Genomic DNA, 18,468 nt, shown 5'->3' on the forward strand with positions numbered 1-18,468 from the left:
TTACCTTTTCGCCCGTTCGGTGAGCGCCTTCATGAAGGTATCGATTTCGCCTTCCGTGTTGAACGCATGAGGGCCAATGCGCACCCCACATCGATAGCTGCAGACCATTTGCCGCTCCCCTTGCAGATGCCCGAGCTCCCGCACCACCTCCTCGTCGCCCTCGAAGCGCAAGGAAACGATGCCGGCCCGCCGCTCGGGCGGACGCGGTGTGGTCACGGTGAGGCCCGCCGCGTCCGCGTGGTCGATGATGCGCTGTGTATGCGCCAGCGAGATCTCGCGGACCCGTGAAATACCGAACGAGCGCATCAATTCGAAACCGACGCGCGCCATCAGCAACGGCAGCACCAAGGGGGTGCCGCCGGCAAAGCGGCGCGTGCCCTCGGCCAGCTCCGTTTGCGTGCGAAACGTCAGCGGATTGCGTGAAGCCATCCATCCGGGCGTGAGAGGCTCGAGGCTCGCGGCCAGCGCGGGGCGCAGGTACATGAAGGCCGCGTGGTACGGCCCGCAAAGCCACTTGCTCGCACCACCGAAGAGCGCATCGACCCCCAGCTCCGTCACGTCGAGCGGCACGACACCGAGCGCGGCATAAGCATCCAGCGCCACCAGCGCACCGACGCTTCGCGCCCGCTCGACGATGGGCGCGAGCGCGAGCCGCGCCCCCGTGTTCGACGTGGCCAGCGAGAGAAAGACCAGGCGCGTCCGCTCGTCGATGGCGCGAACGACCGCCTCCTCGTCGATCGAATACCCATCGCGTGACGCGACCACGACGGTATCCGCACCGAGCCGGTGCAAACCTCGAAAGAGAAGTTCGGCGGTGGGGAACTCCAAATCGCTCGTCACGATGCGATTTCGCCCCGAATCGTATTCGAGCGCCGCCGCAAATCGGCCGAGCAAGGTGGCCACGTTCACGTCACACAGGACGGATCCCGCCGGCGCGCCGAGAAAGGCGGCCACGTCGTCGGCATAATGGTGGATCTCGCGCCACCACGTTTCCCATGTATCGTCGCGCCAATCGTCCAAGGAGTCCCAATAGTTGCTTAGGACCTCCTGCACACCGCGCGGGGTGAGCCCGGTCGAATTGCTATTCAGATAAAGGCATCGCTCCAGAATGGGGAATTGCGCACGAAGCCGGGACACGTCGAGCGGCGCGTCGAGAGGCGCCCCGCCATCCGGCCCGGACGTCATTTGCGGTTTCCGAGACCGGTGCGGATCCCCGACTCACTTTCGTCGCACGCCACCAACGGCCGCGAGGAAAGGCTCGGATGGCTCGGCGAGGCATCGCGCGAGCGCAACGTGGTCGGACTCGCACCGCCATCGCGGGTCCAGCCGCGCGACATTTCCACGCGCACCTCCCATAAGGCGGGAAAGAGCGGCTTCGTGGTGCGCGGCCCGAGGGCGACGGTCGGAAATCCGTCGAGCGCCTTCACCGATCGATCGATGCCCAACGTGCGCCGCACCAGGGTGAAGTGGGCGGCCAGCCACATTTGAAAGCCGGAATCCACGTCGACGAAGAGCTCACAAATGTGGTGCAAATCGCGATATCGGGCGCGTTCCTCGTACACGTCACGAATGCGTACATCGCGCCGCTTCAGAAGCTCGCCCAATGCGTCATTGGCCGTCTCGGCGGCGAGGAGCAGCTCGAAGTAGCCCGGCGATTGAAGGCCACTTCCGTTGCCTAGGAAACGACGAACGACGAGAAATGCCTCGGGCGACAGGGTGGAGATGACCGCCAACTCGCTTTCCAGCGTCTTCATCACCAGGACTTGGCGCTTCAGCGTCTCGGCGGCAGCCCACAAATCGTCCCCGTCGATGGCCTCGACCAACCCAATCGTCTCGAACGCAGCCAGCTTGAGCCAGAGTTCCTGACTTTGATGGGCGATTTGGAACAACATTTCGTCGGGGATGACGAGGGCATGCGGCGACGATTGGAGCGATCGCAGCTCCGAGGTCCGGAGATACACCTCGTAGTCGAGCAAGCCCGCGCCCACGGGCTTCCCCATGTACTTGTTCTCGAGCGGTGCTTGGAGCGCGAGGTGGAGGTTTCTGGCACGCACACTTCGCATTGAATCCCTGGAGGAAATACCTTCCATCTCATCCCCCTTTCCGCACCCGCCGCGCCACCATTCTGGAGTGGACGCGGACGGGCAACGGGAACGATTGTCTTATCGTATGCGACGGGACGGCGGCCCGTCGTTCAAGCCTAGAAACGACCCCGTGGACGAGGGGGAGAGCATCGACCGTAGGCGATGCGCAATCTCGTTCATGGGGAGGCTCTTGGAAAGCCAACCATGCGCGCTCGTTTCTGCAGCGCGTAGGCGAAGCTCGGACTCGTCGCTCGCCGAAAGTAAGAAATACTTCGTGTTCGGCCCAGCCGTACGGCGGATCAACTCGATGAGCCGGTCCCCCCGCAGGCTCGGAATGTTCAAGTCGAGAAGAACGATATCCGGTTGGAACGCGCGAACCATGTTGGTGACCCCAATGGGCCCCTCGTGCGTGGCGACTTCGAATCCCTCCAAAGTAAGGCCCCTAAACAAAAGGTCCAGTTGCAAAGGATCGTCATCGACCGCAAGAATGCGCGGCCGCCGGCGGACGTCGGGGTTCGGCAATCCTCCCGGCCTATCCATTCCCGGCTTGCCCCCGAAGGTGTTTTCGAATCGCGGCAATCAAAGCTTCGCGCTCCACTGGTTTGGTCAGGTAATCCACGCACCCCGCGCTGTCCGCACGTTCACGATCCTCGGTGCCCGCGCGGGCTGTAAGTGCAATAACGGGAAGGTGCCGAAGCCTAGGATCCGACTTGATACGTCGGGTCGCCTCCCACCCGTCGATGCGAGGTAGGGATAGATCCATGAGAACGAGATCCGGCGCATCGCGCTGTGCGCGTTCCAGTCCGTGCTCTCCATCCTCTGCTTCGAACACATTGAACTCCGGCTCCAGGTAACGGCGCACGATATCTCGGTTTTGCGGAGAGTCCTCCACGTAAAGAATGCGCGGTAGGCGCTCTTTCTGTTGCACGCGTTGCTCGACGACCAGTCGCCGTGCCTCGGCAACCAAATCGGCCATGGCCAGACCGCCTTTGCGTACAATTCGCGCAAACGCCTCCGAAAGTTCCTGCTCCTCGACTTTGCTCAAGTCTTTGCCCGTGAGGACCACGACCGGAACGATGGTTCCCTCGCTGCGCATGCGGCGAAGGACCTCGAAGCCGTCCACCTTGGGCATGACCAGGTCCAAGATGAGCAACGACGGCGGGCTCACCTTCATGCGGACCAGCGCCTCGGAGCCATCGCGTGCGTCGGCGGTGGGGAAGCCGTGGCCCTGCAAAACCCGGGTGACCAGCTCGCGCGTGGCCGCGTCGTCGTCGACGATGAGCACATCGCCCCCGCCCGGCGCCATGACCCGACGCACCGTTTCTACCAGTTGGTCCGTCTCGACGGGCTTAACTAAGTACTCGCACGCGCCCATGGAGAAGCCGCGTGCGCGTTGCTCTTCGACGGAGACGATGACCACGGGGATGCTCGAGAGCGAGGGATCGCTCTTGAGTTCCGTTAGGACGTCCCACCCGTGGAGCTTGGGCAGGTGGAGGTCGAGCAGGATGACGTTCGGCCTTCGGGCGCGCGCCTGATGCAAGGCCTGCACACCGTCGCCCACGATGATGGCCTGGAAGCCCGCGGTCTCGAGCTCACCGCGTACCAAGGTCTGCACCAGCGGATCGTCGTCGACCACGAGAACCGTGCACCCGTCGAGGGGCACGGAGCGGGGTTCGAGCTTGTTTTCCGGCAGCGACGGGGTGCGGCCCGCGTCGATCGCGCCAGGGAGAATGACGGTGAACTTGGAGCCCCGGCCGACCGCGCTGGTGACGGAGGCGGTGCCCCCGAGCACGCGCGCCAGCTCGCGCACGATGGCGAGGCCGAGGCCCGTGCCGCCGGCGCGCCGGGTGCTGGAGCCGTCGACCTGGCGGAATTTCTCGAAGATGTTCCGCAGTTCCTCGGGGGGGATGCCCACGCCGGTGTCCTCCACCTCGACGACCAAGTCGTCGCCGGCGGCGCTCGCCGAGACGTGGATCTCGCCGGTGTCGGTGAACTTCGCGGCGTTGGAGAGCAGGTTGAGGACGATCTGCCGCAGCTTGAGCGAGTCGGTGAACGCCTGCGCGGCGCCGTCGGCCACGTGCGTGACCAGCTCGACGTCCTTGCTGCGTATCAGCTCCTTGATGGTCGCCGCCGAGTCCTCGATGAGTTCCGTGACGTCGACGCGCTCGCGCACGATTTCGATGCGCCCCGCCTCGATCTTGGACAGGTCGAGGATGTCGTTGATGAGCGAGAGCAACGTCTTCGCGTTGGTCTTGATGACGTTGAGGTCGCGCCGGCCATGCGGCGTGAGGCGCGAGCCCTCGCCGCGCATGAGCAGGTCGCAGTAGCCGAGGATGCCGTTGAGCGGCGTGCGGATCTCGTGGGAGAAGTTCGCCAAAAACTCGCTCTTGAGGCGGGCCGCCGCTTCGATCTCGCGGGCGCGCTCCTCTTCGATGCGCTTGGCCTTCACCAGGTCGGCGGAGAGGCGCTCGAGGTCTTCGTTCTGCTGGCGGATGATCTCCATCTGCAGCACGCGCCGCTGGTAGCCGGCCAAGGTGCGCGCGGAAAGCTCGCGCGTGCGGCGAAGGGCCTCCTCGGTGCGTTTGCGCTCGGTGATGTCTTCGGTGACGCCGACCAGGTAGGCCGAGTTCCCCTCCTCGTCGACGATGGCCAGCTTGCGCGTCAGGTAGGTGCGGTTCACGCCGTCGGTGCGGGCCACCTCTTCGAAGACCTTCATCACCTGGGTGCGGAGCACCTCGCGATCGATGGCGTTGAATCCCTCGACCTGGTCGGGCGGGAAGATCTCGTCGTCGAGCTTGCCCGTGAGCCACTCTTTGGTGGTGTGAAACGCGTCGGCGAAGGTCTGGTTCGCCAGGATCTGCCGGAGCTCACGCGCCTCTTTGACGAAGACGAGAAACGGGAGCGCGTCGATGATGGCTTCCATGAGGGCCGCGCGGCTGGCCCGGACATTCTGCCGGCGCACGCGTTCGACCTCGCGCGTGAGCACCGCGCCCAGGCGCCCGAGGCGCGAGGTTTCGATCACGTCGGCGGCACCGCGGGCAAGTGCGCTTCGCTCCAGCGCGTCGTCGACCTGCCGGGCCACGAACACGGCCGGCAAGTCGTAGCCGAGCGTGCTGCCGACCTCGCGCAGCTTGTCCAGGAAGCCTGCGATCGCCTCGCGCGATTGCCCGAAGAACTCCGTACCGGCGAGAATGATGTCCCAGCTTCCCGAGATGCGCTCCTCGAGGCGCGCGGGGCTGTCGACGGAGGTGGTCTCCGCGGAGAAGCCCGCGCGCTCCAACTCGCCCAGCACGAGGTTCGTTTCGCTTTCGGAAAGCGCAAGCAGAATGCGCGGCGTCGTGCCGGGAGGGGACGTCCTACGAAGGGAAATGACGGCCGGCTTCACGTGGAGGTTCCCGATCCGAATGCGAGCACGGTGAGGGTCGTGTTGATGTGAAATCCACAATAGATTTCGAAATGGCAATTGAAGCCCACCGACGGCGGGGCCGTGGTGAACGTTTGCGCAAGCTCCGCACGCTTTCCGACGGCGTCGGCGAACCATTGGCGACCGCTGCACTGAAATAGAATCAGCGCAGTTGGATTCCCAACGCGATGTGGCAATTCCTCACGGAAGAAGTGATTCGTTGCGCGCACGATATCCCCCAATTGCATGATTTCGAGCTCGGTCCCTTCCTCGATCAAGTTGGCATAGAGAATCGACCCGTCGTCGAGCGGCTTCCACGGCGCGCGCACGAAGTACTCGCGTCCGACGCGCAGCGCGGTGGGCTGCGTGGCGAAGCCGTGCGGCTTGCCGAACTCCAGATCCGACACCGTGACGCCAAGCAGCTCGGCGTAGCGTTTGGCCGCCGGCTTGCCGTCGATCTCCAGCGCGCGTGTGCACGTCTCGTCGACACGCGTGATGCGCAACGTGCGACCAGTGGGCACGTACCAGTGCGAACGCATGGCCGCCCAGCGCACGTCGGACTTGAAGAGTGCGCAGACGACGGCGTCGGTCACCACCTCGCCATCGATGTGCAGCTGAGAGCTCTGCTTCGCAGGATCGAGCTCGGTGTCCGATGCGCCTCCGCCCACCAGCACCAGCGCAGGATTCGGCTCCAGCATGCCCAGGAGGAACTCCTCCTTTTTGTAGCGAAACGCATCGTCGATCACCATGCCGACGTGCCGCGAGCCCAAGTTGTTCGGCAAGATCCCCAGCTCGTCGCAAGCGGAGTTGATGGCGACATTCCCGGAGACGATGGCGTCTTGCGAAAGATCGCGACCGACGCCGAGGCCCACGTCGAAGTCGCCCGAGAGGGCGCCGAGGACGATCGACCGTTCGTGGATGCCTTCGTTGTCCAGCTCCGCACCGCTGGTGGTGCCGACGATGCGCGTACCCTTGGGCAACCTCTCACGCAGTGCGCGATTGAGGGCCAACTGATCGAGCGATCGCGACGCGAAAACCGTCACGAGCTTGGGCTTGGCGGAAGACGGTAGTTGCTCGAGAAGCCGCTCCGCGGCTTGCTGGGGATCGGTCACGAGCGTACGTGCCCGATGGAGCTCAACGGATGACATGGGGCGTGCCGTTTGCCTCTTTTTGAAGAGGGGGTAGCTGTAGCTTGGTTTTTTTTCGTGAAGGCCGCGAGCGGAACCTGGCGATGGCCGCGCGCCAGTTTACTGTGTTGGGAATGGGCGACAACAACGCTGCACCGAATCCCATTGTCTGCCCGATTTCGTCCAAACGGTGGGCCAAACGTTGGCCGACCCTGACCGTTTTCTAATTCTTCGACCCCCCGTCCCGCTTGCGGGCGGTAATTCAAAAATGTTGTTTCGCCGACATCTGGATGTACTTGATGTCTCGAGCGAAAAAGAGTTAGGAATATCAAGGGCATCCTTGCCCACGTCCCAGCTTCAGTGGCTGTTACGTTTTGTAACGCTCTGTTGCTTTTCGCCGTTTCGTCCACCTGCTGTCGTTTGCCGTCCTGTTACGCATGCGCGCTCCGAACGAAGACCCTTACCCCCTGGTGGGGATGCCTCACGACGTGGCTCAAGCGGGAGATGCCACTGAGCTCGAGGACATCGCCGCAAAACTGCTTTCCCTCCCTGGAAGCTTGGGCAGCAAGCTCGAAGCCATCGAGCGAGCGGCCATCGCCGAAACCATGAGAAGTTGTGGCCACAACAAAAGTGAGGCTGCACGCGTTCTCGGCATGGACCGCAAAGCGCTCGAGCGAAGATGGCACCGGTTTCAATCGGAGCCAGCTTTTCCAGCGGCCCCGCGTACGGCCCCGGAACCTGCGCCTCCCGCATCCCAGCGATCGGGTTAGTATCTGGCGCCGCTATGGCGACTCGAACGTGCGGACACTGCGGATCCGAAATCCCTGAGAACGCTGGCTTCTGCGGAGTTTGCGGAACTGTGTCCCCTCCAGGGGTAGCGCCGACGGTGTCCGCCGGCTCTTCCACCTCTGCATCGTCAACCTCCGGCCCTGCCCGCACCGCGCCTGCGCGCACGATGCTGGGCATCTCCGCCGAGGAAGTGCAGACCCAGCAGCAAAAAACCGTGCCGATGGCGCAGGTTCCGGGCTCTCTGCCGCCGCAACCCGAGGGAGCTCGGACGATGATTGGCGTGGCCATGCCCGGCGTCGCGCCCATTCTGCCGCCAGCACCGAACGCGGATGCCAGCGGCTCCCTGCCGCCGGTTCGCGGGGAGCAGCGCACCATGCTCGGTGTGGCCATGCCAGGCATCGCACCGACACGAGGCGATCCGCCGAACGCGCTGCCGCGCGCGCCGCTGGCTCCCGCGCCGCTGCCCGCCATCGTGCCCGCCCCGGCGCCGCTGGTGGACGAGCCTCTCCCACCCCCGCCGGTCCTCGCGAAGAAGGGCGGCCTGCCGCTCGGGGTGGTTGCAGGTGTGGTGGGGCTCTTGGTCGCGGCCGCCGGTGTGGGCGTCTATTTCTTCTGGAGGGCGGGCGCGCCGTTGGTGGTGAAACCGCGGCTCGGACCGCAGGGCAATGAGCAGCTTCACCTGTCGTGCCCCACCTGCCCCGACGGAACGAAGGCCACCGCCTCGGGAAACACCGCCACCTTCAAGGACAAAGAGGCCTCGCTGGAGCTCGCGACGCCGCTCAAGCTCGGCGACAATCCGCTGGAAATCCACCTCGATCGACCGAGCATGGGCCGCGATGAAACGGTGAAGGCCTCCATCTTGGTGCCGTACCGCGTAAAGGTCGATCTCGCGAACACCGCCACGAACGACCCCATCGTGGTGCGCGTCGAGACGACGCCGGGAACGACGGTGAAGGTCGACGGGCATGATGTGGCGCTCGACGGCGAGGGCAAAGGGACGCAGCCCATCGACGTGCGCGCAGAGACCGAGGGCGCGTCCGACGAGGGCAAGGTCATCGACCGGACCATCCCCTACGAGGTGACCCCCAAGGGCAGCGACGCCGAGCGCGGAACGCTCAACGTGCGGGTCGGTGTCGTGCCCCTGCACATCGACGCTCCCTCGGCGCACATGGTGACGGACGCCGATCGTTTCGTGGTGGCCGGGCGCACGGCAAAAGGTGCCAGCGTGATGGTGAACGGGAAGTCCATCGAGGCGGGCACGGGGATCTTCTTCGGCACCTTCGAGCTTCCCGCGGACAAGGAAACCGCGGTGGAGATCCGCGCTTCGGGGCCGAACGTGGCACCGCGCACCGCGCGCTATGCCGTGCGGCGCGTGGCCAATCTGGACACCGAGGCCAAAGCCTTCGAGGCGGCGAACCCACTCGGGTACGACACGGTCGCAGCGAACGTCGAGGGCAACGTCGGCAAAGGGCTCGCGGTCGATGGCGAAGTGCGTCAGTCGCGCACGGTGAACCATCAGACGGTGGCCGTCGTCGACAGCCACCGCGGTTGCGCGAAGAAGCCGTGCCTCGTGCGCGTGGTGTACGGCAGCGATCTCGATCTCAAACCGCGGCAGGAGCTGCGCGCGTACGGCAAGATCACGCGCGCGTTCTCGGCCGGGGAGGCCGGCGCGGGCGGCAAGCCGGTTCCCGAGGTGGAAGCCGACTTCGTGATCCGCGGGAAGATCAAATGAGACGGACGCAGCCCGTGCGCGTGGCCGGGCTCGTGTGCGCCGTCGGCCTCGGGGCGATGCTGGCAACGGGAGCCTTCGCGCAGCGTGTGGAACCGGGGCGAGCTCGCACGGTCATCGTCGGTGCATCGCCCGCGTTCTCACCGACGGATCGCGTGGATGCGCGCCGCAGTGGCTTCTCGCGAACGAGCCTGCCGACGGGCGGACTGCGCGCGACGTTTCGTCACTCGTTCGGCCAGAACATCGAGCATGCGCCGTTGGTGCTCGACGATGGGAGCATCGTGGTGGTGGTGAACCACAACGAGCTCGTGGTCCTCGAGCATGCCACGCCGAAGTTCGTCGCGTCGCTGGGTGGCAGCGCCTTGGGGCCGCCGACGGCGCTGGCCGATGGCACCATCGTGGCGGTGAACTCCGCCGGCGAGGCGGTGGGCGTGCGGCAAGGCGCGGTGCGCTTTCGAACGCGGCTCGGCGGTGACCGCTCGCTCGGGGGGCATGTTTCACCGGTGTCGCTCGACGACGGCGGCGCGGTCGTGGCGACGGCGAACGAGCTTACCGCACTCGACGCGGAAGGCGGCGTGCGCGCGCGGGCGGCGGTGCCGGAGATGCTGGCCACGCCGCTCTTGGCCGCGCTCGGCAAGATCATCGCGGTGGCGGCGTCGGGTACGGTTTACGGGTGGGTGCCCGGCAAAGAGGTGCACAAGATTGGCAGCTTCGGCGCGGCCATCGATGGCGGTGCGGTGCTCGCCGGTCCGAGCACGTTGGCGGCCGTGGTCGACGGAACGCGCCTCGCGGCGATGGATCTCGCGCACGGCGCGGTGATGACGCGCTCGTCGGTGCAAGGCGCGATCTTCCTGGGCCCACCCGCCGTGCGGGGCGACGCGGCCTACCTCCTCTCGATGGCGCCGGGGCGCACCATGCTCGTCGGCGTCGATGGGGCGGGCCAAGAGCTCTCGCGGCAGCAGGTGTCGACGTTCACGCCCATGGCCTTGGCGGACGGGGGCGCACTCGCGCTGGTGGCCCCGCCGCACGCGGGGGTGCTCGTGGATGCCGCTGGAACGGTGGCCTTTGCCACCCCGGAGGGGTTCATCGGCGTGTCGTCATCGGGCAGCGTTCGCATGCTCGGGGAGACGCCCTGGGCGACCCGCATCACAGCCGCGGGAAAACCGCACGGTGGAAACGTCATCGGGATGGCCCCCACCCGGGAAGGTTTCGTCGTCGTTTCCGAGGCGGGCAACCTCGTCGAGGTCGTCGGCACCGCGCCATAGTGCCACGGCCACCCCTGGCACAATTCCGGCGTCGTCCGTATAATCGCCGAAGACATGATCACCATCACTGAGAAAGCCGCTTCCAAGGTCAAAGAGATCGCTGCCGCCGAAGCCCTCGAGGGCCAAGGCTTGCGCCTGCGGGTCGTTGGCGGCGGGTGCGCCGGGTTCAGCTACGACCTGTATTTCGAGGACGCGATCGGTGAGATGGACGAGGAGTACGAGTCCAATGGCGTCAAACTTTACGTCGACCCGCTGAGCCACCAGTACCTGGAGGAGACGGAGATCGACTACGTCGAAGGGGTCCACGGTTCGGGTTTCAAGTTCAACAACCCGAACGTCAAAGGCACCTGCGGCTGCGGATCGAGCTTTTCTGCTTGAGTGGTCAGGTTTTGGGGGGGCTCCGCCGCCCCCAAACCCCCCGAGAGTAGGGGTAATCGAAGCCTCCGAAAGGGGGTAAGCTCAACCAGGGTTGTTGTGGTTGGGTCTGGCAGGGCTGCCACGCGGCGGCAGGATTGCCACGTCCGTCTCGGAGCACGGCCTCCGATTGCGCGGCGCGTCGACTTGCTGAGGTGCGCGTTTTTTGCGGAACCCGCGTCAAGTCCTTGACGACGAGAGCGTGGCTGGACCCTCGCACTGATCCTGCATCGTGCGGAGATGTGGACCGAGCCGCCATCGCCCCCTCATTCGGCCTGGGTCGTGAAGATCGGAGCTTCGCAACATGAAGAGCTCCCTCGACCCCAACCCCTCCATCTCGAACTACATCGCGCGCGTGCAACGAGCACCAACGCTGTCGCGGGAAGACGAGGTGGCCCTCGCCTTACGCGTGCGCGACCACGCTGATCCACGGGCCGTGAGCGCATTGGTCGAGGCCAACTTGCGACATGTCGTTGCCATTGCGCTGACGTATCGGCGCTACGGACTGCGGCTTGCCGATTTGATTTCCGAAGGAAACGTCGGCCTCATGACCGCACTTCGGAAATTCGATCCCGACCGTGGAACGCGTTTCGTGACGTACGCTGCGCACTGGATTCGCGCGTACATCCTCGACTACGTGATTCGCGCCTGGAGCATCGTGGGCGTCGGCGCAGGTCCGTTGCGCTCGAAGGTGTTCTTCCGACTACGACGGGAGAAGGCGAAGATCTCCGCGCTGACCTCGGACTCGGACGAGGTGGCCGAACAACTCGCGTCGCGCTTCGGCACGACCAAGGAGAAGATCTCGCAACTCGCTCAACGGGTGGAGGCGCGCGACCTTTCGCTCGATACGAAGGCGCACGACGACACGACCTCGTCGATCGTCGATGCGCTCCCCTCGCCGCTCCCCTCCCAGGAGGACAACTTCCTCCGCTACGAGCGGACGCATGAAATCGAGCACCGCGTGCGCGAGGCCCTCGACGAGCTCGATCCGCGCGAGCGCTACATCGTCACCGTGCGCGTGATGGCCGACGATCCGGACGAACTGAGCCTCGCCGAGATCGGGCGGCGCCTCGGTGTCTCACGCGAGCGCGCGCGGCAGATCGAGTCGCGTGCCAAGATGAAGCTGCGCCGGCGCCTGGGCGAAGAGCTCGAGATCAAAGACGCGCCACCGGTCAGCGAGACCGAGCCCGGGACCACGACCAAGGCCGCCTAACTCACGCGTCAGCCGCCGATCACGTAGTCGACTTGGCGGCGGAAGTGATCGGGCATGGCCTCGAACGCTTCGCGCATCACGATGGCATCGCGATCGATGGCGTGGTCGACGGCGAGGATGCCGTCGAGGTGGTCCATCTCGTGCTGGAGCAGTTCCGACGTGGCGCGATCGAGCTGCGTCCACGTTCGCGCTTCGCCCTGCTCGTCGTGGAACGAGAGCGAAATGGAATGGTGGCGGCGCAGTCGCACGAGGATCGATGGGAAACTCATGCAGTCGTCCCACATCGTGAAGGTCTGCTCGCTGCGCCAGCGGATGACGGGGTTGATCAGGAGGCCGCGAAACGACGGCTCCCCCGCGAGGTGCACCGCGATGAAGCGCTGCGCGACGCCGATCTGCGGGGCAGCGATCGCGCGACCGAAGCCATGCGCTTCGCGAAAGGCCTGCAGTGTCGCCGTGAGGCGGCGGCCATCGGCGACGAAGGCGGGATCGGCGATGTCCGCGACCGGCGCGGAGATGCGGCGTAGCCCGGGCTCGCCCATTTGCAGCACGCGGGCGGGTGCGTCGTGCACGATGGTCATCGCGGAGACGATAGCGCAAAGCACAACGCCCGCGTTCCCGAAGGAGCCGCGGGCGCGTGGTCGACGTCGTCCGTAAGCCGAGTTTTGTTCCGCGTGAAGGTCGCCCTTCGCGCGGCAGCAATCATTCCTCTAGGGCGGCCGTTACCGGACGCCTCGAGCAGCCAACCCGCAGGCTCGGGCGAGTAGCCCTCGAACGCCTGCCTACGCGGCCTTGCTCCCAATGGGGTTTGCCATGCCGTCGACGTTACCGCCGACGCGGTGGGCTCTTACCCCACCGTTTCACCCTTACCCCGTGCCGAGCTCGCAAGCTTGCGCAAGCTAGCCCGTGACGTGGCGGTTTGTTTTCTGTGGCACTCTCCTGGGCGTTTCCGCCACCGGGCGTTACCCGGCATCGCACTCTTTGGAGCTCGGACTTTCCTCCCGTTCGTCAGTCGTGAAACCGGAACCGGCGATTGCCTGTACGGCGTCGACCCGCGCAAATTGGCACTTTGCGCGCCGCTTCGCAACGAAAGCGTGATTTAAGTCGCGCACAATGCGCAACCTTGGTCGCGGTCTCGTCTTTCTCGCCGTATTTGCCGTCGGTTGCGGGGCCGGTCCGCTCGAATTGCACGTCCCCACGCTGACGCCCAATCCGGCGCGCGAAGCGGTCACGCCCATCGATTTCGAGCCCATCGGCGCATCGCCCAACCCCGACGTCATCTTGGTGCCCGGTGGGGTCGAGCCCCCGGGGCCTGCCGCCGTGCTGGCCAGCGGCATCCGCAGCGAACTCCAGGCGCGCGCCTTCCACGGCGGGGAGGCTGGCGGCTACGTGGTCAAGTCGCGGCTGGATCGCTTTGCGCTGCGCCGCGACTCGGACAAGGGCTACGGCTACGCGGTTCTGTACGTCGATTTGAGCTGCGACATCAAGCGCAAGGCCGACGCTGCCCCCGTCTGGCGCGGCGAGCTGCGGGGCCGCAGCGCCGCCCTCGGGGCGCGCCAGTTCTTCTCGGACGCGAACGTGATGCATCAGATCCTCGCCGATCGCCTGATGAGCGACGTGACGCGCGAGCTCGCGAGCGATCTCGCCGTGCGCGTTCTCGAATTGGAGGGCAAACCGTCGGCGCGGGTGTTCGCCGATCAAGACGCGGAAGGGCAACTCGCCGGCATCGACGATGGGCCGGCCGGCACGGCGGCTCTCTCGCAGAATCCCGAAGCAGCCGCGAAATTCGTCGACGTGGCGCACGACTCGGTGAACGATCGCGTGGCGCGTGCGGCAGCGTGGAACGCCATCGCCATGGCCAGCGCGCCCGATCAACCGTGGATCGGCGGCATCGATACGGGCATCGACAAGGATACGTTCATCCGGTTTTTCCAGTACAAGGCGCTCGCACGTCACGCCACCGTGCCCACCTTGCGCGAGCTGAAGACCGCACGTGGGAAAGAGGAGAACGATCTGCTGAAGGAGTTCCTCCACGATCTCGAGACGACCGGTGGTTTGGGCCTCACCGGATTTTCGCGACGTCGCGGGAATCTCGGTCTTTGAGCCCGAGCCGCCGTCGCGTACGCTCGACGGCGTGAGTGAGACTCTTCAGGAAGGGGAACTCTTCCTCGACAAATACCGAATCGAGCGCCTCATCGGAAAAGGCGGGATGGGCGCCGTTTACGCCGCGGTGGATACGGACTTGGCACGCAGGGTCGCCATCAAGGTGCTCCTGGCGAGGATTGCCAACATGCCGCAGGCGGTCACCCGCTTCATCAACGAGGGGCGCGCGGCCGCGCGCATCGAGGGTGAGCACGTGGCACGCGTCTTCGCGGCGGGCCACACGCCCAACGGGCTCGCGTACATGGTGCTCGAGTACCTCGATGGGATGGACCTCGCGGCCGTTCTGCGGGAGCGACCGCGCATGCCCGTGGGCGAGGCCGTCGACATCGTGCTGGAGACGCTGGAGGCTGTCGCCGAAGCGCACCGCCACGGCATCGTGCACCGCGATCTCAAGCCGGGAAATCTGTTCCTCGCGCGCAAGAGCAACGGGCAGACCATCGTGAAGGTGCTCGACTTCGGCATCTCCAAGGCGACGAACCCGCTGGCCGAGGCAGGCGACCACGCGCTCACGTCGACGAAGGCGACCCTCGGTTCGCCGTTGTACATGTCGCCCGAGCAGCTTCGCAGCGCGAAGAACGTGGACCGCAGGTCGGACATCTGGTCCCTCGGCGTCATTCTGTACGAGATGCTCACGGGCACGCTGCCCTTCCGCGGTGAAGCGCTGGGTGAATTGTTCGCGGCCATCCTGGAGCAAAATCCGACGCCCATCGCGCACTACCGACCCGACGTGCCGCAGGAGCTGCAATCGGTGATTTACGCGTGCCTCCAGCGCGATCCGCAGCAGCGTTTTCCCGAAGTGTCGCACCTGGCGCAGGCGCTCGCGCCCTTCGCGTGGCGCGCACATGGCTCCGTCGAGCGCGTGCACAGTTTCTCGGATGCGGCGATCAGCCAGCCGAATCTACCTGCGCCGGCGGTGTACCCGTCGTACCCGACGAATCCGCAAGCCTGGACGGATCCAAACGCCAAGGCATCGACCACGGGCGGCGCCACCGGGCCGTCGATCACGTCACCGGCCGGGCTGCCGCCGAAGCGATCGATGCTCGCGGTGTTCATCGGCATCCCCGTGGTGTTCGTGGTGGCGGGAAGCATCTTGATGATCTTCCTGCTCACGCGCACCAAGGCACCGCCGCCGGCTGTCGTCGTGACGCCGACCCCAACGCCGAGTGCGGTCGTGAGCTCCGTCGAGAAGACCGCCGCCGCGGCGATTCCACCGCCGCCGGCAACCGAGGAAGCAATTGCCGAAAAGGTCAAGGACCCGGAGACCCTAGACGCGGGCGAGAAAACATCGCATTCCTCGAAGCGTCACCGCCCTCGCGGCGCGGCCTCGGCATCGCCTGCCCCCACGGCGGACGACTCAGCATTCGATCCGACCAAGGCCACGCGCAAATAGCCAAAGAGAATCACGAACTCATGAAGAGACATTCGATGACGCCGATGCGCTCGGCCTTCATGGCCGCCTTTCTGCTAGCCGGCCTCACCGCAGCGATGCCTGCCAGCGCGCAGAGTTCGAGCGCGCCCGCCGAAGCGCTCTACCGCGAAGGACAGCGCTTGATCGCCGCGGGCGATGTGCATAACGCATGCATCAAGTTCGCCGAGAGCCAGCGGCTCGAGCCGGCGAGCGGGACGCTCATCAACCTGGCCGCGTGCCACGAGAAAGAAGGCAAGACGGCCAGCGCGTGGGCCGAATACGTCGAGGCCACAACCTCCGCGGGGCGCGCCGGGCAGAAGGATCGCGAGAAGTACGCGAAGGAGCACGCCGACACGCTGGAGAAGAAGCTCCGAACCTTGGTGGTCGCAGCAGTGGCGGCGCCGGCGGGCACCGAGGTGAAGCTCGATGGTCTTCCCTTCGGCAGCGGTGCCATGGGAACGCCGTTGCCCGTCGACCCGGGGGAACACGAGATCACCGTGTCGGCCCCGAAGAAGAAGACGTGGACGCAGCGGGTCACGTTGGAGCCGGGACCTGGGAGCACGCGGCTCGACGTGCCCACGCTCGAGGACATGCCCCGCGAGAACGGCTCGACGGCCATGCCGCCGACGCAGGAGCAGGCCGCGGCGTCGAATGACGTGGACCCCGAGGCCGTCCGGTCCGCGCGCCAAAAGAAGACCATCGGTTACGTCGTGGGCGGTGCCGGCGTGTTGGCGCTCGGAGCGGGCCTCTTCTTCGGATTGCGTGCGAAGGCGTTCGACGACAAATCGGGCCGCGAGCACGACAATGCGGTTCGCTACGGTGCGCAGGGCGACATTGCCAACACCAACGTGCAGAACTCGGCGGCGGCGGACGATCACAACAGCGCCAAGACAAGCCAGACCATCGCCATCGTCTCCGGTGCGGCAGGTGCCGTGGCACTCGGCATTGGAATCTATTTCCTTGCGACGTCCAAAGAGCCGCGCCCGTCGTCGGCGCGCGTGATGCCGCTTCTGTCCCCCAACACGGCCGGCGCGAGCGCCAGCTTTTCGTTCTAGGAGCCTTCGTCATCATGAAGCGACGTTTTTCGTTGGCCCTCATTTTCGCACTCTTCCCCGCGGGAGGCGCGGCCCTTGGCGCATGCGTCGGAGACGAGCCTGCACCGGTCACGCCGGTCTACGTCGAGAGAGACTCCGGGCAGGACGACAAGGACGTGACCTCGACCGACGGCGGTGGAGATCAGAACACGCCCTGGAACCCCAGCAAGGTCGGCGGCTTGTTCCTTTGGCTCGACGGTACCGACTCGGATTCCGTCAAGCGAAACGCGGACAACCAGGTCACCGAATGGACCGACAAGTCGCCAAAAGGGAAGCATTTCAAACCGACGGCACCGGAAAGGGGGCCCTTTTTCACGACCAGCGCCATTGCCGACAAGTCGGCCATTGCCTTCAACGCTGCCTCGTCGCAGTACCTCGTCGGCCCGCCGTTCTCGGAGCTCCAGGGAGCACACGCCTTCTTGATCTTCAAGACGAAGGCCGCGGCACAGACGAACAACGGCCTCTGGAAGTTCGGAACCGGAGACAACACTTTCTTCCCGTTCAGTGATGGCGCGTTCTATGACGGTTTCGGATCGACGTTGCGAAAGCTGAGTGGGCTCGCCCAGCCCAACGCGGATGTGCCCCATCTGTACGAGGTGGTCTCCACGTTCCAACGTTGGCAGGGCACGTTCAACGGGGATCCGAAGGTCGGTTACTCGACGACGTCGAACATAGTGGCGTTCGAACCGGCGGGATCGCTGCTCGGCGCCTCGGCCAACACGGACGCGAAACTTACTCCGCAGTATTATTTCACCGGCGTCTTTGGCGAAGTGCTCATTTACGAGAAAGAGATCTTGGGCGCAGACCTCGCCAACATCCGGAGTTACCTGTCCGCGAAGTGGCAGATCAACATCGCGAAGCCCGACGGCGGTTGAGCGCCGGTACACTTGAGGGACCGGCAAACGGCCTTACGCTTTCGGCATTGTGTCGGAACCTCTCCAGCCAGGGGATTTCTTCCTGGAGAAATACCGTATCGAACGGCTCGTCGGACAGGGCGCCATGGGGGCGGTCTACGCAGCCATGGATGTCGATCTCGCTCGGCGAGTGGCGATCAAGGTGCTCCTTCCGGCGGCCGCGAATACGCCTCAAGCGGAGAGTCGCTTCATCCACGAGGCGCGGGCGGCTGCACGCATCGAAGGTGAACACGTAGCCCGCGTGTTCGCCGCGGGGCGCGCTCCCGCCGGGCCCGCCTATATGGTGCTCGAGTTGCTCGAAGGGTCGGACCTGCGGGAACTGTTGAGCCGGTGCGGGCGCCTCGCGATCGAGGAGGCCGTCGACATTCTCCTTGAGACGTTGGAGGCGATCTCCGAAGCGCACCATCATGGCATCGTCCATCGCGACCTCAAGCCCGAGAACATCTTTCTCGCGCGCCGGAGCGATGGATCGGCGTTCGTCAAAGTTCTCGATTTCGGGATCTCCAAAACGCACAATCCATTTACGACCTCCGAATCGGAGCACGCACTTACATCGACGAGGGCACTTCTTGGCTCGCCGCTGTACATGGCGCCGGAGCAGCTGCGAAACGCGAAGAACGTGGATGGCAGGGCCGACATCTGGTCGCTCGGCGTGATCTTGTACGAAGCCCTCACGGGTCGTCATCCCTTTCGGGGAGAGACGTTGGGTGAGCTCTTGGCTGCCATCCTCGAGGGAAAGCCCTTTCTCGTCGGGGACGAGGCCCGAGCTGCCGGACGAACTTCAAGTACTGATTCATCGATGCCTCGCTCCGAATCCACGGCATCGGTTCGGCGATACATGGGATTTGGCACGTGAGTTGATGCCTTT

Annotated in this window: 15 protein-coding genes and 1 other RNA gene; 9 read left to right on the forward strand and 7 right to left on the reverse strand. The window is 65.3% G+C overall.

The window, feature by feature from the left end:
* The 5 genes from LVJ94_30880 to LVJ94_30900 form a co-directional block, all read right to left on the reverse strand.
* On the reverse strand, positions 1-1,185 hold the full coding sequence (locus LVJ94_30880) for an aminotransferase class V-fold PLP-dependent enzyme (GenBank protein ID WXB01311.1): 1,185 nt from the start codon (positions 1,183-1,185) through the stop codon (positions 1-3).
* On the reverse strand, positions 1,182-2,054 hold the full coding sequence (locus tag LVJ94_30885; GenBank protein WXB01312.1) for a tryptophan 2,3-dioxygenase family protein: 873 nt from the start codon (positions 2,052-2,054) through the stop codon (positions 1,182-1,184). Before LVJ94_30885 ends, LVJ94_30880 begins: the two co-directional genes overlap by 4 nt.
* 108 nt (positions 2,055-2,162) lie before the next feature.
* Positions 2,163-2,624 (reverse strand): response regulator, encoded by a 462-nt coding sequence (locus tag LVJ94_30890; GenBank protein WXB01313.1) that lies wholly within the window; start codon positions 2,622-2,624, stop codon positions 2,163-2,165.
* Positions 2,617-5,469, reverse strand: a complete 2,853-nt coding sequence (locus LVJ94_30895; GenBank protein WXB01314.1) for a response regulator — start codon at positions 5,467-5,469, stop codon at positions 2,617-2,619. Before LVJ94_30895 ends, LVJ94_30890 begins: the two co-directional genes overlap by 8 nt.
* Complete coding sequence (locus tag LVJ94_30900) at positions 5,466-6,635, reverse strand: FIST C-terminal domain-containing protein (protein ID WXB01315.1); 1,170 nt, start codon at positions 6,633-6,635, stop codon at positions 5,466-5,468. The genes LVJ94_30895 and LVJ94_30900 overlap by 4 nt, the downstream gene beginning before the upstream one ends.
* Positions 6,636-7,569: 934 nt before the next feature.
* Between LVJ94_30900 and LVJ94_30905 the strand changes: the two genes are divergently transcribed.
* The 4 genes from LVJ94_30905 (at position 7,570) to LVJ94_30920 (ending at position 12,024) form a co-directional block, all read left to right on the forward strand.
* Entirely contained in the window at positions 7,570-9,135 is a 1,566-nt protein-coding gene (locus tag LVJ94_30905) for a hypothetical protein (GenBank protein ID WXB01316.1), read from the forward strand.
* The gene (locus tag LVJ94_30910; protein WXB01317.1) at positions 9,132-10,397 is read left to right on the forward strand and encodes a hypothetical protein; all 1,266 of its coding nucleotides are present in this window, start codon (positions 9,132-9,134) and stop codon (positions 10,395-10,397) included. The genes LVJ94_30905 and LVJ94_30910 overlap by 4 nt, the downstream gene beginning before the upstream one ends.
* Before the next feature lie 54 nt (positions 10,398-10,451).
* Positions 10,452-10,775: an iron-sulfur cluster insertion protein ErpA gene (gene erpA, locus LVJ94_30915; GenBank protein ID WXB01318.1), complete on the forward strand. Its 324-nt coding sequence runs from the start codon at positions 10,452-10,454 to the stop codon at positions 10,773-10,775.
* A 340-nt stretch (positions 10,776-11,115) separates the two neighbouring features.
* A complete protein-coding gene (locus LVJ94_30920) occupies positions 11,116-12,024 on the forward strand; it encodes an RNA polymerase factor sigma-32 (GenBank protein ID WXB01319.1) in 909 nt (302 codons plus the stop codon).
* An 8-nt stretch (positions 12,025-12,032) separates the two neighbouring features.
* On the opposite strand, the gene LVJ94_30925 is transcribed toward LVJ94_30920, so the two are convergent.
* Both LVJ94_30925 and rnpB read right to left on the reverse strand, forming a co-directional pair.
* Positions 12,033-12,602, reverse strand: coding sequence for a peptide deformylase (locus LVJ94_30925; protein ID WXB01320.1), 570 nt, complete (start codon positions 12,600-12,602; stop codon positions 12,033-12,035).
* A 57-nt stretch (positions 12,603-12,659) separates the two neighbouring features.
* An RNA gene (gene rnpB / locus LVJ94_30930) (RNase P RNA component class A) lies at positions 12,660-13,071 on the reverse strand.
* Positions 13,072-13,134: 63 nt separating this feature from the next.
* Between rnpB and LVJ94_30935 the strand changes: the two genes are divergently transcribed.
* The 5 genes from LVJ94_30935 to LVJ94_30955 are packed head-to-tail and all read left to right on the forward strand — an operon-like array spanning position 13,135 to position 18,456.
* Complete coding sequence (locus LVJ94_30935) at positions 13,135-14,124, forward strand: hypothetical protein (protein ID WXB01321.1); 990 nt, start codon at positions 13,135-13,137, stop codon at positions 14,122-14,124.
* Positions 14,125-14,155: 31 nt separating this feature from the next.
* Positions 14,156-15,574 carry a serine/threonine protein kinase gene (locus LVJ94_30940; protein WXB01322.1) on the forward strand — a complete coding sequence of 473 codons (1,419 nt, stop codon included), beginning with the start codon at positions 14,156-14,158 and terminating at the stop codon, positions 15,572-15,574.
* 20 nt (positions 15,575-15,594) lie between these two features.
* The gene (locus LVJ94_30945) at positions 15,595-16,647 is read left to right on the forward strand and encodes a hypothetical protein (GenBank protein WXB01323.1); all 1,053 of its coding nucleotides are present in this window, start codon (positions 15,595-15,597) and stop codon (positions 16,645-16,647) included.
* A gap of 14 nt (positions 16,648-16,661) precedes the next feature.
* Positions 16,662-17,561 (forward strand): hypothetical protein, encoded by a 900-nt coding sequence (locus tag LVJ94_30950; GenBank protein ID WXB01324.1) that lies wholly within the window; start codon positions 16,662-16,664, stop codon positions 17,559-17,561.
* Positions 17,562-17,610: 49 nt separating this feature from the next.
* Complete coding sequence (locus tag LVJ94_30955; protein WXB01325.1) at positions 17,611-18,456, forward strand: serine/threonine protein kinase; 846 nt, start codon at positions 17,611-17,613, stop codon at positions 18,454-18,456.
* Positions 18,457-18,468 lie beyond the last annotated feature (12 nt).

This window comes from Sorangiineae bacterium MSr11367 (assembly GCA_037157805.1).
GTDB lineage: Bacteria > Myxococcota_A > Polyangia > Polyangiales > Polyangiaceae > Pendulispora > Pendulispora rubella.